22 protein-coding genes are annotated in these 23,592 nt (G+C 71.0%); 12 read left to right on the top strand and 10 right to left on the bottom strand.

Annotation, left to right across the window (positions count from 1 at the left end; all coding sequences use genetic code 11):
• Positions 1 to 126: 126 nt before the first annotated feature.
• Positions 127 to 285 (bottom strand): hypothetical protein, encoded by a 159-nt coding sequence (locus ACF073_RS36740; RefSeq protein WP_392075841.1) that lies wholly within the window; start codon positions 283 to 285, stop codon positions 127 to 129.
• Positions 286 to 560: 275 nt separating this feature from the next.
• The gene (locus ACF073_RS36735; protein ID WP_392075840.1) at positions 561 to 1,526 is read right to left on the bottom strand and encodes an Lrp/AsnC family transcriptional regulator; all 966 of its coding nucleotides are present in this window, start codon (positions 1,524 to 1,526) and stop codon (positions 561 to 563) included.
• 116 nt (positions 1,527 to 1,642) lie between these two features.
• On the opposite strand from ACF073_RS36735, the gene ACF073_RS36730 reads away from it, so the two are divergent.
• The 4 genes from ACF073_RS36730 to ACF073_RS36715 all read left to right on the top strand — a co-directional run bounded on the left by ACF073_RS36730 (position 1,643) and on the right by ACF073_RS36715 (position 6,348).
• On the top strand, positions 1,643 to 3,079 hold the full coding sequence (locus ACF073_RS36730) for an FAD-dependent monooxygenase (protein ID WP_392075839.1): 1,437 nt from the start codon (positions 1,643 to 1,645) through the stop codon (positions 3,077 to 3,079).
• A 372-nt stretch (positions 3,080 to 3,451) separates the two neighbouring features.
• A complete protein-coding gene (locus tag ACF073_RS36725; RefSeq protein WP_392075838.1) occupies positions 3,452 to 4,645 on the top strand; it encodes an NAD(P)/FAD-dependent oxidoreductase in 1,194 nt (397 codons plus the stop codon).
• Positions 4,642 to 5,559, top strand: coding sequence for an RNA polymerase sigma-70 factor (locus tag ACF073_RS36720; RefSeq protein WP_392075837.1), 918 nt, complete (start codon positions 4,642 to 4,644; stop codon positions 5,557 to 5,559). Before ACF073_RS36725 ends, ACF073_RS36720 begins: the two co-directional genes overlap by 4 nt.
• Before the next feature lie 204 nt (positions 5,560 to 5,763).
• Positions 5,764 to 6,348: a GNAT family N-acetyltransferase gene (locus ACF073_RS36715; RefSeq protein WP_392075836.1), complete on the top strand. Its 585-nt coding sequence runs from the start codon at positions 5,764 to 5,766 to the stop codon at positions 6,346 to 6,348.
• A 330-nt stretch (positions 6,349 to 6,678) separates the two neighbouring features.
• Here ACF073_RS36715 and ACF073_RS36710 read toward each other — a convergent pair whose 3' ends face one another.
• A complete protein-coding gene (locus ACF073_RS36710) occupies positions 6,679 to 7,584 on the bottom strand; it encodes a LysR family transcriptional regulator (protein WP_392075835.1) in 906 nt (301 codons plus the stop codon).
• 136 nt (positions 7,585 to 7,720) lie between these two features.
• Between ACF073_RS36710 and ACF073_RS36705 the strand changes: the two genes are divergently transcribed.
• Both ACF073_RS36705 and ACF073_RS36700 read left to right on the top strand, forming a co-directional pair.
• Positions 7,721 to 8,539 (top strand): inositol monophosphatase family protein, encoded by an 819-nt coding sequence (locus tag ACF073_RS36705; RefSeq protein ID WP_392075834.1) that lies wholly within the window; start codon positions 7,721 to 7,723, stop codon positions 8,537 to 8,539.
• A 43-nt stretch (positions 8,540 to 8,582) separates the two neighbouring features.
• A complete protein-coding gene (locus ACF073_RS36700) occupies positions 8,583 to 9,179 on the top strand; it encodes an NADPH-dependent F420 reductase (RefSeq protein WP_392075833.1) in 597 nt (198 codons plus the stop codon).
• Positions 9,180 to 9,499: 320 nt separating this feature from the next.
• On the opposite strand, the gene ACF073_RS36695 is transcribed toward ACF073_RS36700, so the two are convergent.
• From ACF073_RS36695 to ACF073_RS36665, 7 genes are all read right to left on the bottom strand, one after another.
• Complete coding sequence (locus ACF073_RS36695) at positions 9,500 to 10,102, bottom strand: hypothetical protein (protein ID WP_392075832.1); 603 nt, start codon at positions 10,100 to 10,102, stop codon at positions 9,500 to 9,502.
• Positions 10,099 to 11,445, bottom strand: coding sequence for a DUF58 domain-containing protein (locus ACF073_RS36690; RefSeq protein WP_392075831.1), 1,347 nt, complete (start codon positions 11,443 to 11,445; stop codon positions 10,099 to 10,101). The genes ACF073_RS36695 and ACF073_RS36690 overlap by 4 nt, the downstream gene beginning before the upstream one ends.
• Positions 11,442 to 12,449: an AAA family ATPase gene (locus ACF073_RS36685; protein ID WP_392075830.1), complete on the bottom strand. Its 1,008-nt coding sequence runs from the start codon at positions 12,447 to 12,449 to the stop codon at positions 11,442 to 11,444. The genes ACF073_RS36690 and ACF073_RS36685 overlap by 4 nt, the downstream gene beginning before the upstream one ends.
• An 81-nt stretch (positions 12,450 to 12,530) precedes the next feature.
• Positions 12,531 to 13,028 carry a hypothetical protein gene (locus ACF073_RS36680; protein WP_392075829.1) on the bottom strand — a complete coding sequence of 166 codons (498 nt, stop codon included), beginning with the start codon at positions 13,026 to 13,028 and terminating at the stop codon, positions 12,531 to 12,533.
• A gap of 35 nt (positions 13,029 to 13,063) precedes the next feature.
• Positions 13,064 to 13,972: a DUF4129 domain-containing protein gene (locus ACF073_RS36675; protein WP_392075828.1), complete on the bottom strand. Its 909-nt coding sequence runs from the start codon at positions 13,970 to 13,972 to the stop codon at positions 13,064 to 13,066.
• A gap of 572 nt (positions 13,973 to 14,544) precedes the next feature.
• Positions 14,545 to 14,754 carry a hypothetical protein gene (locus ACF073_RS36670; protein ID WP_392075827.1) on the bottom strand — a complete coding sequence of 70 codons (210 nt, stop codon included), beginning with the start codon at positions 14,752 to 14,754 and terminating at the stop codon, positions 14,545 to 14,547.
• Between the two features lie 537 nt (positions 14,755 to 15,291).
• Positions 15,292 to 16,395: a protein kinase family protein gene (locus ACF073_RS36665; protein WP_392075853.1), complete on the bottom strand. Its 1,104-nt coding sequence runs from the start codon at positions 16,393 to 16,395 to the stop codon at positions 15,292 to 15,294.
• A gap of 558 nt (positions 16,396 to 16,953) precedes the next feature.
• Between ACF073_RS36665 and ACF073_RS36660 the strand changes: the two genes are divergently transcribed.
• The 6 genes from ACF073_RS36660 to ACF073_RS36635 all read left to right on the top strand — a co-directional run bounded on the left by ACF073_RS36660 (position 16,954) and on the right by ACF073_RS36635 (position 23,497).
• On the top strand, positions 16,954 to 17,532 hold the full coding sequence (locus ACF073_RS36660; protein ID WP_392075826.1) for a Type-2Aa cytolytic delta-endotoxin: 579 nt from the start codon (positions 16,954 to 16,956) through the stop codon (positions 17,530 to 17,532).
• Between the two features lie 143 nt (positions 17,533 to 17,675).
• A complete protein-coding gene (locus ACF073_RS36655) occupies positions 17,676 to 18,062 on the top strand; it encodes a hypothetical protein (protein WP_392075825.1) in 387 nt (128 codons plus the stop codon).
• 706 nt (positions 18,063 to 18,768) lie between these two features.
• Entirely contained in the window at positions 18,769 to 19,359 is a 591-nt protein-coding gene (locus ACF073_RS36650; RefSeq protein ID WP_392075824.1) for a cysteine hydrolase family protein, read from the top strand.
• A complete protein-coding gene (locus ACF073_RS36645; protein WP_392075823.1) occupies positions 19,359 to 20,078 on the top strand; it encodes a cysteine hydrolase family protein in 720 nt (239 codons plus the stop codon). The genes ACF073_RS36650 and ACF073_RS36645 overlap by 1 nt, the downstream gene beginning before the upstream one ends.
• 474 nt (positions 20,079 to 20,552) lie before the next feature.
• Complete coding sequence (locus ACF073_RS36640; protein ID WP_392075822.1) at positions 20,553 to 21,527, top strand: hypothetical protein; 975 nt, start codon at positions 20,553 to 20,555, stop codon at positions 21,525 to 21,527.
• Positions 21,528 to 21,847: 320 nt separating this feature from the next.
• On the top strand, positions 21,848 to 23,497 hold the full coding sequence (locus tag ACF073_RS36635; RefSeq protein ID WP_392075821.1) for a purine-cytosine permease family protein: 1,650 nt from the start codon (positions 21,848 to 21,850) through the stop codon (positions 23,495 to 23,497).
• Positions 23,498 to 23,592 lie beyond the last annotated feature (95 nt).

Genomic DNA, 23,592 nt, shown 5'->3' with positions numbered 1-23,592 from the left:
GAGGACGACCGGCAGGCGCACCGCACGCAGGAGCCCGGATCGCACCGCGGCCGGGAGGCCGATGCGGCGCACGCGGCGCACCCGGCGCGGCGCGCGTGCCGGGGCCGCGGCTCATGACGCACGGGTTCACTGGGACTGCGGTCGTGCCGCGTGCGACGGGGGTTGCGGGAGGCCGGGGTTGATGGTGTCTTCGAGTGAGTGGAGGTCGGCGGTGATGTCGGCGCCCCGCTGGTAGCGGTCGCTTCCCCAGTGCCAGGCGTGGCCGCCGTACAGGAGGGCCCGCATCAGTGTGACGGCCTGTCCGGTGGTGTCGATGGCATCGGGCCGGAGGTCCGGAGTCGCGGGGTATGGCCGCGCCGTTCGCAGTGACTGATGCGTGCCTGCTGTCGTCGCCGTCGGCGCCATGCCGACCGGTGCTGGATGTGCTCGACGTGTGCGGGGCGGCGGTCGGTGAGGCGGGTGTCCAGCCGTTGTCTCCCCGCAACCTGACGTCAGTCAGGTCCCCACCCATGGCCACAACAACGAAGCCGGCCACCCGTCATGGCAAGAACCGTTGCCGACTAAAGCCGGGCAGCTGCCTTCTTGACTGTCCTGATCACCGGTGCCGTTTCGACGTGTGTGACGGCGGGGAGCGCGGCGATCCGGGTGGTCAGGTACTGGTACAACTCCCGCTGGTTCGCGCACACGACGCTCGCGTACAGGTTGGTCGGGCCGGTGGTGGCGGCGGCGAAAGCGATCTCCGGGTGCCCGGCCAGCGCTTGGCCGGCCTCCTCCAGGTGGGCGGGGGCGACCGAGAGCCAGAGTAGGGTGCGGGTGTTCACGCCGAACATCCGCCAGTCGACGTCGATGTCGAGATAGAGCAGGCCGTGTTCGCGCAGCTCGGTCATCCGGCGCCGGACCGTCGTCGGCGACCACCCGGTCGCCGCGGCCAACTGCTCGAACCCGGCCCGGCCGTCGGTGGCGAGCAGGGCGAGGAGCCGCCGGTCACCGTCGTCGAGCCGCACCGGCCCCGGTCGATACGGCATCGGAGGCGGGCGCAGCCGCTCGACCGCCTCCGAGTCCAGCGACCCGAGTTTGCCGACCAGGTTGTCCGGGCCGCCGTAGAAGGCGTGCAGCACGGAGTGCGCGGTCACGCCCTCCACACGCGGAGTGCGGGGGAGTTTGGCCAGCAGCAGTGTCTCGCTGTCCGCGTCGCTCTCGGTACGGACCACGCAGGTGATCTCGGTGCCGCCGGAACTGAGGTTCACCCAGGACGTGTCGGGGCGTCCGGCCAGCGCCTCGGCGACCGGGATCGAGGCGGCCGGGGCGCAGCGGACCCGCAGGAACCACAGAGTGGCGCCCAGGGCGGTCGGGTCGACCCCGCCCAGGACCCGCACGGCCCCGGCCGACCGCAACCGGGCGTACCGGCGGGCGACGGTGCGATCCGACACGCCGAGAACTCCTGCGATGGCGCTGAACGGGGCCCGGCCGTCGATCTGCAGGGCGTGCACGAGCCGACGATCCAGCTCGTCGTAGTCGGATTCCACCGGGCCGAGGCTAGGCGATGTCGGATGTCCACGCGATGGAGCCGGTTTCTGGCCCGGGCGTGCTCGGCCGACCCAGTGTGGTTCCTGTCCCGATCGACACAGCCACAGGAGAGTCCATGGACACCGATGTCCTCATCGTCGGCGCCGGCCCGACCGGAATGACACTGGCCAACGAGCTGCTGCTGGCGGGGGTGCCGACCGTCCTGGTCGACCGGCTGCCGCAGCGCAGCGACCTGTCCAGGGCGGGCGGCGTGCAGTCCCGCACACTGGAGGCGCTGGACCAACGAGGGCTGCTGGAGCCCTTGCTGGCCACCGGGGACCACCCCGCCACCACCGGCCACTTCGCCGGCATCCCCCTCCCGCTCCAGCCCGAGGGGCACCGGCTGCCATGGCGGGCCGTGCCGCAGGTGGTGATCGAGGGCTTCTTCGAGCGGCACCTCGCCGAGCACGGCCTGCACGCCCGCAGGGACCACGAACTGGTCGGCCTCGCCCAGGACGACGACGGGGTCACCGCGACCTTCGCCGACGGCGCCGCCCTCCGCGCCCGTTACCTCGTCGCCGCCGACGGAGCCCACAGCACCGTACGGTCGCTGGTGCGGGCCGCTTTCCCCGGTCAGTCCGGCACGCTGACGATCGTCGCCGCCGACGTGCGGCTGGGCGGTGTCGATCCCGCCGCGTCGCACACCTGGAACGAGGACGGGCACTGGGCGGCGCTGTTCCCGCTCGGCACCGATCCGCAGGGCAGGCCGCTGCGCCGACTGGTCCTCGGCGGGCCGGGGCAGTCGCGGCCGAGGGAGGACCCGGTCACCGAGGACGAGGTCCGCCGCGGTCTGAGCGTTGTGTTCGGAACGCGGGTTCACCTGCTCGAACTGCGCTACGCCCGCCGTATCACCAACGCGTCGCGGCAGGTCGCCCAGTACCGGCACGGGCGGGTGTTCCTGGCGGGTGACGCCGCCCATGTCCACCTTCCGCTCGGCGCGCAGGGCATGAACACCGGGATGCAGGACGCGTTCAACCTCGGCTGGAAGCTCGGCGCGGCCGTGCACGGATGGGCGCCGAAGGGCCTGCTCGACACGTATCACGCGGAACGGCATCCGGCCGGTGCCGCCGTCCTGCGCAACGTACGGGCACAGAGCCTGCTGATGGACTGGGCCGGCACCCGCGACCCGGACGTGCTGGCCGCCCGGGCGATCTTCACGGACATGGCCCGGATCCCAGACGTCCGGCACCACCTCGCCGACCTGATGTCCGGGATGGCCGTCCGCTACCCGATGCCGGGCACCGACACCCATCCGCTGGTGGGCCTCCCCGCACCTGACCTGGACCTCGGAACGGCCCGGACACACGAACTGCTGCGGTCCGGGCGCGGCGTCCTGCTGGACCCGGCCGGCACGTTCGCCGAGGTCGCCGGCCCCTGGTCGGACCGGGTGGACCGGGTCGGCCAGGGCAGCGACACCGAACCGATGATCGTGCGGCCGGACGGCTACGTGTGCTGGGCGGGCACCGGTGATCCGGCGCCGGCGCTCGGCCACTGGTTCGGCGAGCCCCGCTGAGGCGACTTTCAGGAAGCCGTCCTTCAAGGGCAGTCGTGGCCGCCGACAGTGCACCGGGGCTGTCGGTGCTCGACGCCGACGCGCGGGGGCCGGGGGTGACGTAGCGGCGGCCTGCGTCGCGGGCGGCGCACAAGTACCAGACCCTGCGGCTGACCTGCGCTTCCTGGTATTCCGTCCGTTCGGGAGTGGAGCCAGTTCGATCATGGTTGAATACTGCGTCGCGGCACTTGGGATATCGGCAACGCGCGCGCCCCCTCTCTCCGCGTGATGTGACAGGGGACACATCGGCTCCATGTCACGAACGCGAGGGCAGCCTGCGTCTGGTGGTCGTCCGCACGGCGGCAACGACTACACGAAAGAGGCAGCAGAGCGATGAACGCGACAGCAGCGCAGCAACACGAGGTCCTTGTCCTGGGCGCCGGTTACGCCGGGCTCTCCGCGGCGATCCAGCTCGCGGCCCGGACCAGGAAGCGCGGGAACCTGCGAGTGACGCTGATCAACCCGTATGACACCTTCACCGAGCGGCTCCGACTGCACATGACCGCCACCGGCCAGGAGACGGCCGAGATGAACATCCCGCAGATGCTGGACGGCACCGGCGCCGTCTTCGTGCGCGGCTGGGTCACCGCCGTGGACGCCGACGCGAAGACCGTCCGGATCAACGACGACCGGGTCCTGAGCTACGACACTCTGGTCTACGGCCTCGGCAGCATCGCGGACACCGACACCGTCCCCGGCGTGGACGACCACGCCTACACCCTCAACAGCCCGGAGGAAGCAGCCCTCCTGGCCGACCGGCTGACCCGGCTCGGCGGTGGGACCGTGGTGGTCGGCGGCAGCGGCCTGACCGGCGTCGAGGCCGCCGCGGAGATAGCGGAGCGGTACCCGGAACTCCAGGTGATGCTGCTGGGCCGGAGCGAGCCGGGCGCGAGCATGCACCCGAAGGCCAAGGCATACCTGGACGCGGCGCTCGCCCGGCTCGGCGTGCGGGTGCGCACCGGCGCCGAGGTGGTCAAGGTGCTGCCGGACAGCGTCGAACTCGCGGACGGCTCCAGCATCCCGGCGGCCGCGGTGCTGTGGACCAGCGGAACCCGTGTCTCGCCGCTGGCCGCAGCGGCGGGACTGGCCGTCGACGGCCGCGGCCGGGTGGTCACCGACACCGCACTGCGCTCGGTCTCCCACCCTGACGTCTACGCCGTGGGCGACGCGGCGGCGATCCAGCAGGGCTACGGCGTGATGCACGGAACCTGCCAGGGCGGCATGCCCACCGGTGTGCACGCGGCCCTCTCGATCCTGCGGGTACTGGCCGGAAAGAAGCCCAAGCCCTTCCGCTTCGGCTACTACCACACGCCCGTCAGCCTCGGCCGGCACGACGCCGTCGTGCAGTTCACCCACCCCGACGACAGCCCGCGCCGGATCGTGCTCACCGGCAAGCGGGCCGCGAAGTACAAGGAGACGGTCACCGCCGCCCCGTGGCCGACCTTCGCCCGCATGAAGAAGATGCCCGCCTCGGGCGCCTTCTGGCCGCACGGCGGCCGCTACACCCGGATCAGGAGCGCCAAGTGACCCAGCCCCAGCATGCCGGCCCCGACCAGCTCGCCTTCCAGCAATACCGCACCCTGCTGTTCTCTGTCGCCTACCGCATCCTCGGCACAGCCGCCGACGCCGAGGACGCGGTGCAGGACGCCTGGCTCAAGTGGTCGGCGGCCGACCGCTCCCAGGTCGCCGACCCCAAGGCCTACCTGGCCCGGATCGTGTCCAACCTGGCGATGGAGCGGCTCCGCTCCACCCGCCACCAGCGCGAGACCTACGTCGGTCCCTGGCTCCCCGAGCCGATCCTCACCGGACCGGACACCGCCGACGGCGTCGCCACGGCGGACTCGGTCTCCATGGCCCTGCTGGTCGTCCTGGAGACGCTGAGCCCCCTGGAGCGCGCGGTCTTCGTGTTGAAGGAGGCATTCGCCTTCAGTTATGCGGAGATCGCTCAGGCGGTAGAACGTTCAGAGCCGGCGGTCCGGCAGGCCGCGCACCGCGCCCGCGAGCACGTCCAGGCCCGCCGGCCCCGTTTCACCGCGGACCGTACTCGCCAGCGCGGCGCCACCGAGCGGTTCCTGGCGGCGGCCACGGGCGGAGACATCAACGCCCTCATGGAACTGCTCTCACCGGACGTGACGCTGTGGACCGACGGCGGCGGCAAGGTCCGCCAGGCCCTCAAGCCGGTCGTCGGCCTGGAGACCGTGGCCCGTTGGTTCGCCGCACTCGGCACCGTGACCTACCAGGGCATCGAGCCCGGGCAGATGCGGGCGGAACTCACCTGGATCAACGGCGGCCCCGGTGTGGTCTTCCGCGGCCCGGACCGCGTGGTGGCCACGATGACCTTCGATTACGACCCGGAGGGCCGCATCTCGGCCATCCACAACGTGGCCAACCCCGACAAGCTCCACGCGGTCGCCGACGGCACTCGGCACGAACTGTCCTGAGCCACCCGAACGATGCCGACGCCCGCACGACCCCATGGGTACCCGGTCATCAGACGGAGGAAGACCATGAGAAGAAGCCCGACCTGTGCAGGGACGCATCCGTGTGGCGCAGATGGTGATCCCGACTGCTGCCGCGTGGAAAACCCGTTGCGCGTGACCCGCATCGGATGTCTGATGGTTCGCCCACCGATCAGGGGAAGGACCATGAGGACGTCGACGTCGCTGCCCACCCCCTCCCTGCACACCGCTCGCCTTCGACTGCGTGCCTTCGAAGACGCGGACGCTAGCGACCTCTTCGCCCTGCACAGCAGCGCTCACGTGCTGCGCTATTGGGACGCGCCCCCGTGGAGCGAACGCGTTCGCGCCGACAAGTTCATCACGGCTTGCCGGCACATGGCACAGGAGGGCACCGGGGCGCGGCTGGCCGTGGATCGTGTCTCTGACGGGGCGTTCATCGGCTGGTGCAGCCTGAACAGGTGGAATCCGGACTACCGCAGCGCGTCGCTCGGCTACTGCTTCGGCGATGCGGCGTGGGGCCACGGGTATGCGACCGAGGCCGCGCGCGCTCTCCTGCGGTGGGCATTCGACACGCTGGACCTCAATCGCGTCCAAGCAGAGACCGATACACGCAACGTGGCTTCCGCTCGCGTGCTGGAGAAGCTCGGCTTCGTGCCTGAAGGGACGTTGCGGGAAGACTGCGTCGTCAACGGCGAGGTCTCCGACTCGTGGGTCTACGGGCTGCTCAGGCGAGAGTGGCAGCCATCGTCCGAGCCCGTTCCCGGTCACTGAGTTCGCCCGCTCGGCACCTTGTGCGGCCAACCCCCGTGACGCATCACCGCGCCCTCATCCGCACACAACGGCGAACCGGATGAGGGGTCGCATGCCGCCCTCTTGAGAGCCATGCCTCCACGAGGATGAGCGGGTGCGGCCGTGGGCCGTCGCCTGCGCGACTCACGCGACCGCTTCCGCGGTGGCCCTCCACCCCGCGCGCCCCTCGGGCCTCCTCGCCCGCCTCCTGGGCCCTGCCGAACGCGCCGGCTCGACTAGATCACGCCGTGCGGCGGCAGGGTCGGAGGGTCGGTGCGTGGACGTACCGGTGAGGCGGCCGGACGGTGTCGACTACGACGCTCCGCCCACGGTCAGCGCGTTTCGCGCCAGCCCGCGCAGCCAGGCGTGGGCGTGGTCGGTGTCGTAGCGCTGATGCCACGACAGGTAGATCGGCGCCGACGGAAGTTCGAGCGGGAGGGGGAGCACGACCAGGCTGAGGTCGGCGACCGCTGAACGCGTCGTGGCTTCCGGGGCGCTGATCAGGAGATCGGAGTCGCGCGCGAACTCCAGCGCGGCCGCTTCCGTGGGCGCGGTCGCCACCACGCGGCGGGTGAGGCCGATCCGCGCGAGGGCGTCGTCGAGGGCGTTGCTGAGGTTTCCACGCCGCGAGACGGTGACGTGCTCAGCGGCGGCGTACTGCTTCGCGGTGACGGTCCTGACGCGGGTGAGGGGGTGGCCCTTCCGCACGACGATGACAAGGCGGCTCTCGCCCACGTTCTCGGCGCGGATGTCCGGTGCGCTCGGGCGACTGGCGTTCGCCTCCAGATCGACCTCGCCACGCCGCAACTCGGGTGTGTCGACGCTCGCTTCCGCGACGAAGCGCAATCGCACACCCGGCGCCTGTCCGCGCACGGCCGAGAGCAGTGCAGGGCCGCTCAACGCGACCAGGGAATCGTGCCAGCGGAGTGTGAAAGTGCGCTCCAACGTTGCCAGATCGAGTTCACGGCTCGGTGCCAGCACCCCCTGGACCTGGTGCAGCAGCTCGTGCACCTGTTGCCGGACGGCGATCGCGTACGGCGTCGGGGTCATCGTGCGGCCCGTGCGCACCAGGATCTCATCCCCGGTCGTGCGCCGGATGCGGCCCAGACTCCGGCTCATCGCGGGGGCGGTGACGTGCAGGCGCGCGGCCGCCCCGGCCACGCTTCCCTCCTCCAGCAGCGCGTCGAGCGCGGCGAGCAAATTCAAATCCAATTGCATGTGAGTAATCCTAGGCGTGCTTTACATGCATTTGAAGTTAATCGAAGGGCTCTATACCTTCGAGACGAGAGGGCAAGACGGAACGCACAGCCTGGCCCCTCGGCCTCATCACCCCTCCTCATACGGGAGTTCCACCATGTCCGAAACGCTTCAGACCACTGACGTCGCCGCCTCCGACGCCGTCCTGCTCGCCCAGACCGCGACAGCCGTGCGCGCGGCAGGTGCGGCACTGCGCGAGCGCTTCGGCGAGGTGGTCCGCTACCGGAGCCGCGAAGAGCTGATGCACGCGCTCGCCGCCAACGACGACACGGCCCTCGACATCCTGCGCCCCCGCCTCACGAGCCTGCGCCCGGACGCCGGCTGGGTGGAGGACGAACTGGACGGCGGGGCACTGCCGGCCGGCGAATGGTGGGTCGTGGATCCGGCCGAAGGCAACGTCAACCACCTGCACGCCCTGCCGGACTGGGCGGTGACCGCCACCCTCGTGCGGGACAACCAGCCGGTGCTCACCGTAGTCCACCTGCCGTTGACCGGTGAGACCTACACCGCGCTCACCGGCGCGGGCGCCCACCTCGACGGACAGCCGCTCCACGTCTCCCGGACCGGGGACCTCGGCCTGAGCATCGTGGCCACCAGCCAGGCCCGGCCGGACGAGGACGAGAAAGTCGTGCGGCGCGTCGGCTCCTCGATCACCGCGATGCTCTTCGACGCGCTCGTCGTCCGCACCTCCGTGCCCGCCACCCTGCACCTGGTGAACGTGGCCGTCGGCCGGATCGACGCCTTCTGGCAGTTCGCCGGCGCCCGCGCGGACCTGCTGCCCGGGGCGCTGCTCGTCACCGAGGCCGGCGGACGGATCTCCGACGCCGAGGGCCGCCCCTGGACCCCGCAGAGCGAGAGCTTCCTCGCCGCCGCGCCCGGCGTCCACGCCGAGGCCGTCGCCACGCTCTCGCGCTGACCGCGCACCACAACCAGCCCGCAGAAAGGACCAGTTCATCATCATGACCACGATCGCAGTTCTCGGAAACGGCCGCGTCGGCGGCAACCTGGCCACAGCCCTCACCCGGGCGGGGCATGAGGTGACCGTGGCGGACCGCGCCCCCGGCGCCGCCGCCACCGCTGCCCGGACAGCGCAGATCGTCATCAACGCCACCCCGGGCGACGGCTCGCTGGACCGGCTCGTCGCCCTGCGCGAGGAACTGCGCGACAAGATCCTCGTAGACGTCTCCAACGCCACCGTCGACGGACCGGACGGACTGCCCGCCGACCTGATCTACCCCGGCTCAAGCCTGGCCGAGCAACTCCAACAGGCGCTTCCCGAAACGCGTGTCGTCAAGACGCTCAACACCATGCTCTTCCCGGTGATGACCGCGCCGGCCACGCTCACCCAGGCGCCCGACGCCTTCCTCTCCGGCGAGGACCCGCAGGCCAAGCAGACCGTCAGTGAACTGCTCATCGACCTCGGCTGGCGCAAGGAGTGGATCACTGATCTCGGCGGGATCCAGACCGCCCGCGCCACGGAGGCAGCGATACTGTTCGTACCGCACGTGATTCGGTCCAGCGGATTCGCGCCCTTCGCGATCTCGATCGCCCGCTGATCCGCACATGGTGCACCGCCCCCGAGGGGCCCACGTCCGCCTGGCACCGAGGAATCGGCCCGTCCCACTCACGACAGGCGCGCTTGCAGAACTGGTCGCGAGTCTGCCCGCAAGTACCCACGGCGGCTGACGGCACCAGCCTCACACGAGCCGATCCACGTGCGCGTATGTGTTGGTCGTAGATGCCCCTGCGGATCGAGGCATTCGCCTCGGTGCGGACCTTCCCTGCGAGAGCGCCCAGCGTGGTGAAGCCCTTCCGGGTCGGCAGTTGGCTTCTGAAAACGAGAGCTGTCCTCAGGCAGTGAGATTCGGTGCCACGCTCAGTCAGGCGGCCTTCGACGGGTACGCAGCGCCAGTAGCAGGCAGATCGTGGTCGCGGCGAGGGCCAGCGAGGCAGGCAGACGTGACCATGAGGTGCCCGCGACCGGCGCCTGGGCGGCGAGCAGGACCACGGCGGTCGCGGCGGCGGCTGCCAGTGCGGGTGTCGCCCGCGGGCGCCCGGGCGGGGCGGTGACGCCGGCTGTCCACGCGTCGGTGACGAGCAGGTAGGCAAGCAGCAGGACGGCGATGCAGATGACCAGCCAGACCGGCGGGCCGGTGGCCGCGGCGATCGCGATCGCCGCGGCCGGCAGCACGGTCGTCCTGTGGCGGGCCGCCAGGGTCCGCCCACGCATGGACGTCGAGGCGGGACGAGCGTCGACCATCGGAGCCGCCCACCACGCGGCCGCCGCCGCCCCGACCACCAGCACCCTGACCGGCAGCGATGCGTGCAGGGCTGCCGGCGGATCGCAGGCGGCGACGGCAAGGGCCGTACCGAGCAGCCGGTCGGTGATGCGGGAGGCCAGACGTGTGCGGAGCTGGACGGCTCGGCTGACGGCCGGGCGCGGGCCTGGCCGGGTGATCCGGGCGGGGGCGGTGGTCATCGGGTCCCCCCGTGGATGCGGGTGCGCAGCAGCGGCGCGAGGGCGAGGTCGAGGGTCTCGCCGGGCTGGTGGGCGACGACCGCGACGCCGCGTTCCACCAAGGCGAAGCGCATGGCGTCGCGGTCGGCCCGCCACAGCCGCAGCGCGAGTTCGCCCTCGGTGTCGCCAGGTTCCAGGACCGGTTCGCCCGTGGGGACCTCGATCACGACCATGGGGTTGGCCCGTCCGCGCACCTGGTGCAAGACGTCGAGAATCCGCTGGTCGGTCAGCGGTGTGATGACGTACACCAGCGCTCCTTCGGGCAACGCGGGCGGTGGGAGGGGGCGTAGTCCCTCCGTACGGTACGTGCGGTCCTTGCGGACCTCCAGCACACTCTCGACGATGCGGTAGAAGTACCCCTGGCCGCTGCCCGGTTGCAGCCAGCGCGTCGTGCCGCCGACCGACACGACGCCGACCCGGTCGTGCGTGTGCAGGTAGGCGCGGACCAGCCCGGCAGCGGCCCGGAAGGTCTCGTCGAGCGAGGACGCGCCGGTGACCGGATCGACCACGTCGGCGAGGACGTCCAGCAGCACCACGGTGTCGGCGGTGCGCTCCGCGGCGAACTGGTGGACCTGCAGAGTTCCGCGGCGGGTGGTCGCCGGCCAGTGGATCCGCCGCTGCCGTTCGCCGCGCACATACGGGTGCACGCCGGTGACCTCGACGCCCTCGCCGCGCTGCTCGGCGGTGTGCTCACCGAGCCGGTGCGGCAGCCGGACCGGGACGGGGGTGAGGCGGGCGTGTCCGGGCACCGGGAAGACGGCGATCTCACCGAGTTCGGCCCGGACGGTGCGCCGGGCCAGCCCGCCGAGGTCGTAGATGTCGACGTCGACCGTGCCGAGCGTCCAGCGGCCCCAGCGCTGCGCGGTCAGGACGAGATCGACACGGTGCGGGCCCACCGCGAGGTGGTCGAGCCGAACCCCGTGACCGAGGGTGACGCCGGGGTCCAGGCGGCCGCTCTCACCGTCGTAGGACACTGTGATCCGCACCGTCACCTGCTCGCCCTCGAAGCACCGCCGCGGCTCCACCTGCGCCTCGGCCGCCACCGTCTCCGGGCGTGGCCCGTCCGGCAGGGCGAGGGCGAGCAGCACCAGGGGCACGACGGCGAGAGCCAGTACCCAGGGGCGCCCGGTGACCAGCGCGGCGGACAGCGCGACGGCCGCCAACGTGCCCAGCCGCAGGGCGCGTTCCCCAGCGCGCCAGCCGGGCGGAGGCGGCGGCGGGGGCTGGGCGGTCTCGTCGTGGCGGCCCTCCAGGGCCCGTTGAACGGCGGCGGCCGCTCTGCGGGCCGGCACGGGCTCCGTCATGACGCGACCGGCGTGCGCGGCAGGGTCTGCGGGGCGTGCACGGATTGCACGATCTCGCGCAGCACGTCGTCGCCGTCGATCTGCCGGACCCACAGCTCCGGCTTGAGGGTGACCCGGTGCGCGAGGGCCGGCACCGCCACGGACTTGACGTCCTCCGGGGTCACATAGTCCCGCAGGTCCAGGACAGCACGGGCGCGGGCGAGCTGCACCAGGGCCAGGCCGCCGCGCGGCGAGGCGCCGACCTGGATGTGCGGGTGGTCCCGGGTGGCGCGGACCAGCGCGACGACGTACTCCAGCAGGTCGTCGTCCACCTCGACGCGTTCGACGGCGGCCCGCATGGCCAGCACCTCGCCCGGACCGCTGAGCGTGCGCAGCACAGCCTCTGGCGCGGCCCGGTCGACACGCGCGCGCAGCATGCGCGCCTCCTCGGACGCCGCCAGATAGCCCATACGGACCCGCAGCAGGAACCGGTCGAGCTGGGCCTCGGGCAGCGTGTACGTGCCCTCGTACTCGATGGGGTTGGCGGTGGCGACGACCACGAAGGGCTTCGGCAGCGACCGGGTACTGCCGTCGATGGACACCTGGGACTCGGCCATCGCCTCCAGCAGCGCGGCCTGGGTCTTGGGCGGCGTGCGGTTGATCTCGTCGGCGAGCAGCAGGTGGGTGAAGACCGGTCCGGGCCGGAAGACCATGTCGGCGGTCCGCTGGTCGTAGAACGGAGCTCCGGTGACGTCGGAGGGCAGCAGGTCGGGAGTGAACTGGATGCGGCGGAAGTCCAGGCCGAGAGTGGTGGCGAACGAGCGTGCCAGCAGCGTCTTCCCGAGTCCCGGCACGTCCTCGATGAGGACGTGGCCGCCGGCGAGGATGCCGAGCATCACCAGCGCCAGCGGTTCCGCCTTGCCGACCACGGCCGTGCCGATCTCCTCGAGCACGGACGCAGCCCTTTCGCCCGCCTCTCGCGGAGTCAGGGTGTCGTGTTCCGGGAGGGGTTGTGCACTTGTCACGGTCGGTTCCTCACGGGGCGGGATCGGGATGCGCGGGCTGCGGAGGCTGTGGGGCTGTGTGGGTGGCCGCAGCGCCACCGGTCACAGGGCTTCCAGGCGGTCGAGCAGCGCGCGCAGGACGGGCTCGGGGAGAGTGGGCTGCGGAGCGGTCGCCCCGGGGTCGACCCACGGCCACAGATCGGCTCCGACCAGTGCCCGGGCCCGCTGCGGGCTCCGGTACAGCGCCACGCCGTGCCGTTCGGCCAGCCGGGCGGCGAAGAGTCGCTGCAACTGCGGGCGCATGACGGTGTCGAGGTGCCCTTCGGCGTCGTCCGCGAGGGACTCGGTCACGATGCGCTGCCACCTGCCGAGCGCCGGGGCCCGGCTGTCCAGCAGGTGCACCGGCCTGCGATAGCCGCTGTCCCGTGCGGCACCGCCCGCGGCGTAGCGGCTCAGGGCCAGCGCGACCACGGTGATGAGGGCGAGGCCGGTGGCGGCCGCGGCGGCACCGTCGGCGAGGGCGAGCAGCACTTCGGTGGCGACCGCGACGACGCCCATTACGGCCAGCGAGTGGCGGACCGAACCAGGTTTCGCGAGCACGGAATTGACGACGGCCCGGACCCGGGCAAGCACTTTCACAAGGCACCCGTCACGGCTTCGGGTCCCGACGTCCGCGAGCGCAGACCGTCGGCGATCTCGGCGATCTCGGCGAGCGCTGCCGCGGCCCGGTCGCGGTGGCTGCCGTCCATCGGGTGCGTGGAGTAACGGGCCTCGCGGAACAGGGCGGTGAGCACCGCGGCGGCCGCCGCCGTGGGCAGGCCGCCGGCGACGGCCCGCTCCAGCAGGTCCTGCGGGCTGTCGGAGGCACGCCGGGCTACGCCGGAGCCGGCGAGCGACTCCTCCATGGCGGCGTAGCAGGCGATGACGGCTGCGCGGGCGCCGGTTCCGTCCAGCAGGGCACGGCGCCCGGAGTGCACGGCCTGGGCCAAACGTTCCTGCTCGTCACCGAGCACGCCGTATGTCACCGGGGCCTCGGACGCCGGCGGCCGGGTCAGATACCGCCACAGGTGCAGCCCGGCGATCACGACGACCGCGACGAGCAGGGCGATGGCCAGAACGAGCAGGATGCGCGTCAGCCCGAAGTGCGTGCTGTGACCGGCGTGCCCGGCATGATGTGGGGGCGGCGGGGCGGGTACGGGGTCTTGCCGCGGGCTGGGAAGCGGTAACGGCGCTCGGCCGCTCCCGTCGCCGGCCTTGTGGCTGCTGTCGGGCGAACCGAACTGGTGCAGGACCAGGACGAGCAGCGGGACCACCAGCGACGCGGCCAGCAGGACGCGGCTCACACCGTCAACCATCCGCTGTTGCACCGGGTCGAGTTCCCGGGCGCCGCTGACCTGCTCCCGGTACTTCTCGCGCAGCGCCAGGCCGCCAAGGAGTGACAGCAGGGCGAGGCCGACCACGAGGACGGCGTTGCCGCCGAGCGGCCCGCGGCCCTTGGCCAACAGGCCCGTTTCGGGGTGCAGCAGCAGTGCTCCCAGGGCCACTCCGCCCACTACCAGCACCGTCAACGCCGCCCGTACGGCACCGATGGAACTGTGCCGTCGTCGCGCGCCCGCCCTACGCTCCCACCCCACCGCCACGCCCCTCCCGTGTGATCAACAGCTTGGCACACCGGTTGACGGCATGTCAGGAGGTGTTCGGGGGCGGAGCGGTCGAGCCGGGGACTCCCAGTGCACCATCCGACGCGGCCGGGCGGCCGGCCGCGGCGGGCCACCTCTCGGCCCCGCTGGATGCCGCGCACCGGGTCTAAGGGTCTACCGGGTGCGTATCTGGCTGAAGGACGCACGCGCCGACGCCCGGAAGACACCGAGGGCGACCACCCGTGGCGGTCTCGGCTGCCACGTCGATGCCGATGAGGTCGTCCAGCGCTTCCGCGCGCGGCACGCGGTCTGCGCGTTGTTCGATCTCGGCCCGTGTACATACTGGTGCTCTGGCGGGATCAGTAGCCTGTCACCAGCTCCACCATGTTCGCGCGATGCTGGAGCGGTCCTCAGCCCACCGGCGGCCGTTTGCCACGCGAAACCGCCCCCGGCATCTGCTCGTCAGAACGCCGCGGTCAGGCGACCAGCTTGATGGAGTTGTACGGAGTCAGCGACCCGTGGAACGCCTGGCCGGCGGGAATGGTGACCGTGCAGTTGGTGCCGTTGTAGCCAAGGCACAGCAGCGCGCGGGCCCCGCCGGTCTGGTTGTTCCACACGGTGTGATCGTCGAACTCGTTCACGAAGTTGTACGAGCCGTAGTAGTAGTACCGATGCTCGGGTGTCATGCCGACTGGGATCAAAGCGGCAAACACGCACACGTTACCGGGCGCGCAACTGTCCGGTGCGGGGCCCGGGTTGGGATCGATCCACATGGCTGCGGCAGGAGACGCAACCAGCATCGAAACGGTCAGAGCGGCTCCGACGGCCACCGACGCAGTGGAGGCCCGCACTTTCAGGCGTCTCGACAGGTTCGTCAGCTTCATGGATTTCCCCCGTGTTGCTCGACATGCGTTGGGCCGAACCTAGAGCCGACTGGTCGCGGATCCAACACGCATTCCGGCCATCTCGATCGCGCGACACCGACCAGCACATCCCATGGCGGGACCTGCGGGACCTGCGGGACCTGTCGGAGACGAGGATGGTGCTCCCACACGCAAAGATCGCTCTCCGGGGCCGCCCCCCGCTGTGCGTGTCTCGGTTCGCCGAGGTGGGCCCGGGCCGTGTGGGCTGGTGGAGCGGTGAGCGAGTACGGGCCTGCCGGCAAGCAAGGTATCGGGCAGCCCTGGCCTGAACCCATTGCACCGCCGAGAGGAGCACCTGCGTCATTCGGGAATCTCCGGTGAGGGGCCGGTGGTGTAGCGGAGCCTGGCCAGGGCCTGCCGGACCTCGGCTGTGGGGAATGGTGTGCGCTTGGTCTCTGTAACTAGTCGATGGGCGAAGTCGTCCATGACCACGGCGTGCGGGGCGTGGCGGTCAATGATCGCCGTGATCCCGGGAGGAACGCCGTCGGGGCGGTGGCCAGCGATCCATTCGCGCAGAAAAGTCCCGAGTTCGGTGTCGCCGCGTACGAACTCGGGCAGGTGGTGGCGCAGCAGATGCCACGGTGCGTAGCAGCGGTCATATACGAGATGATCGGCAAGGAAGGCTGCTTCCTGAGGCGAGAGCTCGAATTGGCGGCTGAGAGCAAGCCCGAAGTCCGCGAAATACACCTGTTGACCGTCGGTCAGCAGGTTGGCGAAGTGCGCGTCGAAGTGCACGAGTCCACGGGAACTCATGAACTCGGTACCCCGTAGCAGCGCGTCTTCCACCCAAAGATAGGAGCGGTCGCTTACTGGCTTCGGGCCGGCCGCCTCACCGCTGGCGCTGAGCCACGCCGCGAGGGTCTGAGGCACGTGCTCAAGGAAGAGCACCAGGCTGAGGGTGGATTTCCCGATGGCTTCCAGCCGCTGGCGTACGGCAGACGATCCCTCCCAATGCGCGACGGCCCCTTCGACGCCTCCGAACTCATCAGCGAAGCCGGCAGGAGGCCGGTCCGGCAGGATCCGCCAGTGATACATGAGCGGGAATCCGGCGAACTCGCCTCTCAGGACCCACGCGGTGGTCATGAAGTGGGCGGCCAGTTCACGCCATGCCCCGAACCCTGCCGATCCCACACCGTATTGGTAGTAGGGAGGGAGCGCGAACAGGTTGGCAGTCGAGCGCACATGCTCCGGCCGCAACTCGATGTCCGTCAGCGGGATTCGCTTGACGAAGACTGGTATGCCGGCGATCTCCATCTCGGTCCGTCTGCCACCGATGCCCGAGCCCATTGCCGGCGCGGCAGCCACCGCGTCGCCCAGCCTTCGGTCGCTGAGCAACGAGAGCTGTGCTCCCACGGCCGCATAAGCGGATACACGCGCGGCGGCGAGTGGTTCGGTCTCATCCATCGGAGGCTCCTGCCAGACATCACACTGGACGTCGTCGATCATGCCAAGCATCCCCACGCGATACCCGGCAGTCCGCCGACCGCAAGTCGCTTCACCGAGGGGCATGCTGGCCCTCGGGGGAGTACCGGAACGGAAAACAGCACGGGAGTGGCGCAGGATGTCGGCGGCCCCCCCCGGTAGCGGGTGTCCGCCGGGACCAGTACGCCGTCCGCCGCCACCGCGCCCAGCGCGGCCACCGCCACCCCGTGGGCGCTGTCGGGTGCCCGGTCGGTGAGCCCGGCGACCGTCTGCGCGCCCCTCATGATCCGTCACGTCCTCCCTGCGACCCAGGACCGTGGCGGGGGCATGGGCGTGGAACCGCGGTGCCACGGAGCCTGACAGGCGGAGCGGCCCACGCGCACCGGCCCGCTCCCGCTCCCGCTCCCGCTCAGCGGGAAGCCGGCACGACCCGCTCCGGGCGGCAGCCCGGCCCCCGGGCACCCGCTCCGCCGACGGCCGGAAGGACCGCTGAGGCATACTGACCCCACCTATTCAACAAACTGTTTAAGGAGGCAGGGATTGGCAGCCCGTTTCAGGCCGCTCATCGAGGTGGCGGCGGCCCACCGTGCGCAGGGGGAGAACCTCTGCCGCGCCTTCCAGGACGCCATCGCGCCCGCCACCGTCGACTACGACTTCGGGCACATCCATGACGCCGCGTCGGGGCTTCCCGGCACCGACGTCGTGAAGGTAGTCCGCCACTGGGGGCTCCAGGAGGAAGCGCCGGTCCTCGTGATGGTGCTCTCCCTCAAGGAAGCGGTCCGCCAGGCGTTGCCGCCCGAGGCGGCTCAGGCCGGGTTCTGGGACACCATCGAGCGCGAGCTGGTGGACGCCTTCACCGGCCTCGCCGCGCAGGAGGGCGAACCCGGGCTCTCCTACTTCGAGGAAGGCCCGGACCGCACCCGCTTCTACCGGGACCTGTTCTTCGCCCTCCAGGACGAGGAGGCCGGCGACCACCTGTACGCCGTCGCCTTCTGCACGGAGGTCACCATCGGCCTCGACAAGGCCCGGGTGGGCGCCCTGGGCCTCACCGACACCGCGCCGTTCACGGTCCGGCTCAACGCGATCGTGGTCCGCCAGAAGCTCACGAACGCGGCCTGACCCCTCCGGGGCCGCCCGACAGGCGCCCGCTGTTCCCCGGCTGCCCCGCACCCGCCCCGCTACCGCCATGGCCCGCCGTCCCGGGCCGCGGTCCCCGCCGCCGCGCGGGACGCGGCCGTCCGATCAGTCCTGGGCAGACGGCCGTGCAGCACCGCGCCCACGCCGACCGGCTCGCGGCAGGGGAGTGTGGCCAGGGCAGCGGCGACGGTGGTGAACTCGCCCGCGCGGGCGGCGGCGAGGATACCGAGCAACTGCTCGGCCCGCTCGGCGGGAACTCCCTCGCGCACCAGCCGGTCACGGAACCGGTCGTCGGGGACGGCGGTCCGGCGTACGGCGCGGCCCGTGGCGTCGGCGGCGAGACCGGCGACGTCCTCGAATACGAGCGCCTGCCCCCGGTGAGCAATGGCGTGGCACTGTCGAAGCGCCCTTCGCCGGCCAGGACGGTCGCGGCCCCGGCGAGGTCGGCGTGCGCGGTCCAGGCGGCCGGAGCGTCCGCGGGCAGTTCGAGGTGGCCGCCGTCCACGGTGTGATCGAGGAAGTGGACCCCGCAGGCGGCGTGGAAGCCGTTACGCGGGGAGGTGAACGGCACGCCGCAGGTGCGCGACTCCTCTCGGCCGCCTTCCGGACCGGCACGGAATCGCCGAGGCCCTGCCGGACCAGGCCCCGCGACAGGTTGCCGAGCAGACGGGCGTCTCCCCGCAGCAGGCAGCTGAACAGATCGCCGTGACGCTTCCCCAGGCCGTCGACAAGTGCTCACCCCCGACGGCCAGGCGCCCTCCGGCTCATTGGAGGACATCGTCAAGGAGCGCCGGCTCTGGCCGAGTGGCCGGACCGGCGGAACGGTCCGGGAGCCCGAACCGTCCGCCGGGACGCCGCCCACCGGTGACGCCCCACACACTGCGCTGACCGCACAGTGCGTGGGGCGTCTTCCTGGGGACATCACCCCCGCGCTCGTCGCCCGACGCGGTCGCGTACAGCGCGTAAAGAGTGCGCCAAGTCTCGGTGCGCGACCCGCCGCCGGGCAAGAGTGAGGGTGCGGCATCCTCCGCGCAGGCCCCCGATGGCGCGTGTTCCGCAGCCAGGCCCACCGGTCCGCCGACTCGCCCAGGGCCCCTGCCGGATGTCTTTTTCTGCATGCTGGATGACATTGCCGACACCTGTTTCGGGCCATAGCGTCGTAGGTGCAGGTCACCCCAGTGGTGAGCCCCCTGAATCCCCTAACCCAGGTGGTACTTCATGCCCAGAACGACGCTGCGTCAGCTCAATGACTTACCCGACGCGCCCGCGAAACTGGCCGATTCGACCCTCATCCTGATCGACTATCAGAACACCTACACGACCGGCGTCATGGAGCTGGACGGGTGGCGGGACGCCCTCGACGCCGCCGCACGGCTGCTGGAGCGCGCTCGTCAGGAGGGCGCCAAGGTCATCCATGTCGTCCACGACGGCGGCGCGGGCACGCCGTACGACATCAACGCCGAGACGGGCCGGATCCACCCGAGCGTCGCGCGGGCCGACGGCGAGTCCGTCGTGGTCAAGCAGGCCCCGGACGCCTTCTACGGAACCGAGCTGGGCCGGCTGGTCGACGAGGCCGGCAGGACCGATGTGGTCATCGCCGGCTTCATGACCCACATGTGCGTGGCCTTCACCGCGCAAGGCGCCTTCCTCCGCGGCAATCGGGCCACCGTCGTGGCCGACGCCAGTGCCACGCGCTCGCTGCCGGTCGCGGGCACCGAACTCGACGCCCGCCAGGTGCATCTCGGCGCCCTCGCCACCATCGCCGACCTGTACGGGGTCGTGGTGGCGTCCGAGGAGGACCTCGGCTGATGAATGCACCGCGTTCAGCGCTCGCCCTGTGCACCGCCGCCGTCCTCGCCGTCACCGTCGCCGGCTGCGGCGGAAGTTCCGAGGCCGCGACGCCCAAGAGTGAGCCCTCGGCAGCCGCCACCCGGACGAACGTGGCCAAGGACACCAAGACGCTGCGGCAACTCAACGGCTTCGACGAGACCCCGGCCGAGCTGTCCGACGCGACGCTCATCCTCGTCGACTACCAGAACACCTACACCGACGGAGTGATGGAACTCGACGGATGGCGGCCCGCCGTCGACAACGCCGAGGCCCTGCTCGCCCGGGCCCGGAAGGCGGGCACCCCGGTCATCCACATCGTCGACAAGGGGTACGACCTCAAGTCGAAGGCGGGCCAGATCATCCCGGCACTCAAGCCCGTTAAGGGCGAGCCGGTCGTCGTCAAGAGCGTGCCGAACGGATTCCACGGCACCGATCTCGCCGACAAGGTCAAGAAGGCCGGACACAAGAAGGTGATCGTCGCCGGCTTCATGACCAACATGTGCGTCCTGTTCACCACGCAGGGAGCCTTCCTCAACGGCTACCAGCCGACCGTGGTCGCCGACGCCTCGGCCACCCGTCCGCTGCCGCTCAAGGGCGACCCGAACGGTGTTCCCGCCCGGCAGGTGCACGAAGCCGCCCTCGCCACGGTCCAGGACCTCTACGGAGTCGTGGTGCCGACACAGAAGTCCCTCACCTGACACGACCGGCGTCCGGCAGGCGGCGCGGCGGACCGTGTGGACCGCGCGACCGTCCGGGCCGGCGAACGGCCGGATGGGCCGCCGGCGGCCGGTGCGTGGCGGCGGGACCTCCCCGCACGCGCACCGGGCATCGGCCACCGGCACCGACACGGGCACCGGCGCGAACTCCCGCACCCGCGCCGCCGCCCGCCCACCTTCCCCCCACGCTCCCCACCCCACCCTGACTTCCCCCCACCCTGATCTCCCCCCACCTCTTTCCCCCCACGCGGTAGATACCGATCACTCACCATGGAAAGACGGGGCATGGCAACTCGTAGAGGATTTCTGGGTACCGTCTCGGCAGCAGGGGCAGCCACACTCCTCACCCAGACGCAAGCGGCCACCAGCGCGTCGGCCGCACCATCGGCACCGGCCGCGCCGGCCGCGACCGACGAGAAGGCGGCGCGCGACGCGATACGCACTGTCAACGCGGGGATGCGCACCAACTACGCGTCACTGAAGGCCGAACTGACCAAGCACCTCAGCCCGGTCATCGTCGTGCAGAACAACGCCGTCGGCGGGCGCTTCACCCTGATCAACAACGGCGCACCGGTCGAGACGGTCGACCCGGTTCCGGAATACTTCGAACTGGCCAAATCCATCGCCCACGTCCCGCTGGGCATCTACTCGGTGATCGCCGCCTACCTCAGCGACCAGGTGCCGAACATCCCCAACGCGGCGCGGATCGATCCGCACGACCTGGACATGGTCGCCTTCAAGACACCTGGCGACAAGGGCTGGATCACCTCGCTGAACGGCTACCGGACCGCGCTCGCCTCGGCACTCACCAAGCTGCCCACCGCGAACCTCCCGGCCGACCTGTACACCTCCTGCAACAAGATCCTCACGGAGGCCGTCAAGTTCATCGACACCATCGTCAAGGCCGGATCGTTCGACATGGTGTCGTTCAACCGGTTCGCCGCGACCGTCTACCCGTCCATCCGCGTGAACATGACCTTCGCCGCCACCGCGCAGATCACCGGCATCGAGGGCCTCATGAAGCGGTGGCGAGCGCTCATCGGTGAGAAGGCGTGGAGCGACCTGTACGTCACGGTGCTGTCCATCTGGACCACGTCCGAGCTGAACCAGGCGTCCATCATCATCCGCCGCACGATGAACCAGGCGAAGGTGGCGACCCACCTGATCGACCTGCCCACCGTGGAGACGCCCTCGGACCCGATCGCGGTGGCCCTGGACAACCTGGCGCGCATCGTCCAGGACAACGTCGCCGCGGAGATGGTCTTCAACACCGACCTGAAGGTCGCCGACGCCCTCAAGGGCCGGGAAGACCTGCTGTCGGACGAGATCCTCCAGCAGATCGGCGGCACCGCGCCCGCCGCCAGAACCGCCGCTCTCGGGGCTGCGGCAGCGGGGACCTGCCCGATCACCGGGCGCAGCGCGGCGGTGTGATCAGCGGACGTCCGCCGGCCCGGGCCCGGGCCGGCGGACGTCCGTACCCGAGCGGGAGGCCGCCCGCGCCGAGCGGTGCACATCGTCGGACGGCCGGGCGGCGGCTCCAGGAACCCGCGGAAACGCCGCGTTCACGTCGGGGGGAGCCGGCGGAAACAACCGCTCCCTAGCGTGACCGGCCGTGGACGCGGAGCCGTACGCAGGGCGTGGGGGACACCTGACGTCCCGTCGGCCGGCTCCTCCCGGTCCCGCCGACGGCGCCGGGCGGGACGGTCCACCGCACCGCGGCACCCGCACCCAGCCCCACCGGGAGGCGTGACATGAGTACGACCGGGTCACGGACGACAGCGACGGACACGGCGACGACCGCCGCCGACCAGGCGGTCGAGGAGACACTGGAGGACTACACCCTCCGCTTCGCACCCCGCAGTTACCGCCGCTGGACCCCCATGGTCGTGGCCACCACGGCGCTCGGCGGCATCGCGTACATGGCGGACTTCTCCATCGGCGCCGGCATCGGCCTGACCCACGGCACCGGCAACGCGCTCGTGGCCATCGCGGTCGCCGCGGCCGTCATCTTCGTCACGGGATTCCCGCTCGCCTACTACGGCGCCCGCTACAACATCGACCTCGACCTCATCACCCGCGGTTCCGGCTTCGGCTACTACGGATCGGTCCTCACCAGCGTCATCTTCGCCAGCTTCACCTTCATCTTCTTCGCCCTCGAAGGCTCGATCATGGCCCAGGGGCTCAGACTGGGACTCGGACTTCCGCTCTGGCTGGGATACGCCGTCTCCACGCTCATGGTCATCCCCCTGGTGATCTACGGCATGAAGGCGCTCAGCAAGCTCCAGGTGTGGACCACCCCGGTCTGGCTGCTGCTGATGGTCGGCCCGCTGGTCTACCTGATCGCCACCGACCGGGGAACCGTCGACCGGTTCCTCGCCTACACCGGCACGGACGGCGACGGCGGCGTCAACACCGCCTCCGTCCTCCTCGGCGCGGGTGTCTGCCTCTCCCTCATCGCGCAGATCGGCGAGCAGATCGACTACCTGCGCTTCATGCCGCCCAGGACCGAGGCCAACCGGCGCGGCTGGTGGACCGCCGTGATCATGGCCGGCCCCGGCTGGGTGGTGCTCGGCGCCCTGAAGCAGGCCATCGGCGTGTTCCTCGCCGTCTACATCCTGTCCGAGGTCGGGCCGGCCGCCGCGACCGAGCCGATCCAGCAGTTCCGCGGCGCCTTCGACGCGATGATGCCGTCGTGGACGGTCGTTCCGCTGGCCGTTGTCCTGGTGGTCATCAGCCAGATCAAGATCAACGTGACCAACGCGTACTCCGGTTCGCTCGCGTGGACGAACTCCTTCACCCGCCTCACCGGGCACTACCCCGGCCGCATGGTCTTCGTGCTGCTCAACCTGGCCTTCGCGCTCATCCTGATGGAAGCCGACATGTTCAGCTTCCTCAACGGCGTCCTGGGCTTCTACTCGAACTGCGCGATCGCCTGGGTGGTCACCGTGGCCACCGACATCGGCGTCAACAAGTACCTGCTGGGGGTGTCGCCGCTGCGGCCCGAGTTCCGTCGCGGCATGCTCTACGCCGTGAACCCGGTGGGCGTGGTGGCCTTCGTCGTGGCTTCCGGCCTGTCCATCGCCATGTACTTCCACCTCCTCGGTGACGCCCTCCAGCCGTACTCACCGGTGGCCGCGGCGGTCATCGCCTTCGTCCTCACTCCGCTGACGGCCGTCGTCACCCGGGGCAGGTACTACCTGCGCAGGACCGACGACGGCCTCACGGAACCGCTGCTGGACGCCGACGGCAACCCCAGCGGGGTCACCCTCGACTGCCATGTGTGCCACCGGTCCTACGAGCGCCCCGACCTGACCGCCTGCGTCACTCACGACGCCGCGGTCTGCTCGCTGTGCCTGAGTACGGACAAGGTCGGCGACCACGTGCTGCCTCCCGCCGCCTGAACAGTCCGGGGGCCCCGGCTGCGCGGCCCCGCCGCGTGCCCACGGCGGCGGCGCCGGTGACCGGACCGGGTCCTCGACGGTGACGGGCGTCCCGC

Source organism: Streptomyces sp. NPDC015171, from assembly GCF_043079545.1.
GTDB lineage: Bacteria > Actinomycetota > Actinomycetes > Streptomycetales > Streptomycetaceae > Streptomyces.
The sequence above is the reverse complement of the archived record's forward strand: the minus strand, read 5'-3'. Positions and strand labels throughout refer to the sequence as shown.

What these genes read in the sequence shown, in the direction of transcription:
- ACF073_RS36740 (WP_392075841.1), bottom strand. Translation starts at nt 285, where the DNA reads ATGCGGGCCCTCCTGTACGGCGGCCACGCCTGGCACTGGGGAAGCGAC.
- ACF073_RS36730 (WP_392075839.1), top strand. Translation starts at nt 1,643, where the DNA reads ATGGACACCGATGTCCTCATCGTCGGCGCCGGCCCGACCGGAATGACA.
- ACF073_RS36725 (WP_392075838.1), top strand. Translation starts at nt 3,452, where the DNA reads ATGAACGCGACAGCAGCGCAGCAACACGAGGTCCTTGTCCTGGGCGCC.
- ACF073_RS36715 (WP_392075836.1), top strand. Translation starts at nt 5,764, where the DNA reads ATGAGGACGTCGACGTCGCTGCCCACCCCCTCCCTGCACACCGCTCGC.
- ACF073_RS36710 (WP_392075835.1), bottom strand. Translation starts at nt 7,584, where the DNA reads ATGCAATTGGATTTGAATTTGCTCGCCGCGCTCGACGCGCTGCTGGAG.
- ACF073_RS36705 (WP_392075834.1), top strand. Translation starts at nt 7,721, where the DNA reads ATGTCCGAAACGCTTCAGACCACTGACGTCGCCGCCTCCGACGCCGTC.
- ACF073_RS36700 (WP_392075833.1), top strand. Translation starts at nt 8,583, where the DNA reads ATGACCACGATCGCAGTTCTCGGAAACGGCCGCGTCGGCGGCAACCTG.
- ACF073_RS36695 (WP_392075832.1), bottom strand. Translation starts at nt 10,102, where the DNA reads ATGACCACCGCCCCCGCCCGGATCACCCGGCCAGGCCCGCGCCCGGCC.
- ACF073_RS36690 (WP_392075831.1), bottom strand. Translation starts at nt 11,445, where the DNA reads ATGACGGAGCCCGTGCCGGCCCGCAGAGCGGCCGCCGCCGTTCAACGG.
- ACF073_RS36670 (WP_392075827.1), bottom strand. Translation starts at nt 14,754, where the DNA reads ATGACACCCGAGCATCGGTACTACTACTACGGCTCGTACAACTTCGTG.
- ACF073_RS36665 (WP_392075853.1), bottom strand. Translation starts at nt 16,395, where the DNA reads ATGGATGAGACCGAACCACTCGCCGCCGCGCGTGTATCCGCTTATGCG.
- ACF073_RS36650 (WP_392075824.1), top strand. Translation starts at nt 18,769, where the DNA reads ATGCCCAGAACGACGCTGCGTCAGCTCAATGACTTACCCGACGCGCCC.
- ACF073_RS36645 (WP_392075823.1), top strand. Translation starts at nt 19,359, where the DNA reads ATGAATGCACCGCGTTCAGCGCTCGCCCTGTGCACCGCCGCCGTCCTC.
- ACF073_RS36640 (WP_392075822.1), top strand. Translation starts at nt 20,553, where the DNA reads ATGCGCACCAACTACGCGTCACTGAAGGCCGAACTGACCAAGCACCTC.
- ACF073_RS36635 (WP_392075821.1), top strand. Translation starts at nt 21,848, where the DNA reads ATGAGTACGACCGGGTCACGGACGACAGCGACGGACACGGCGACGACC.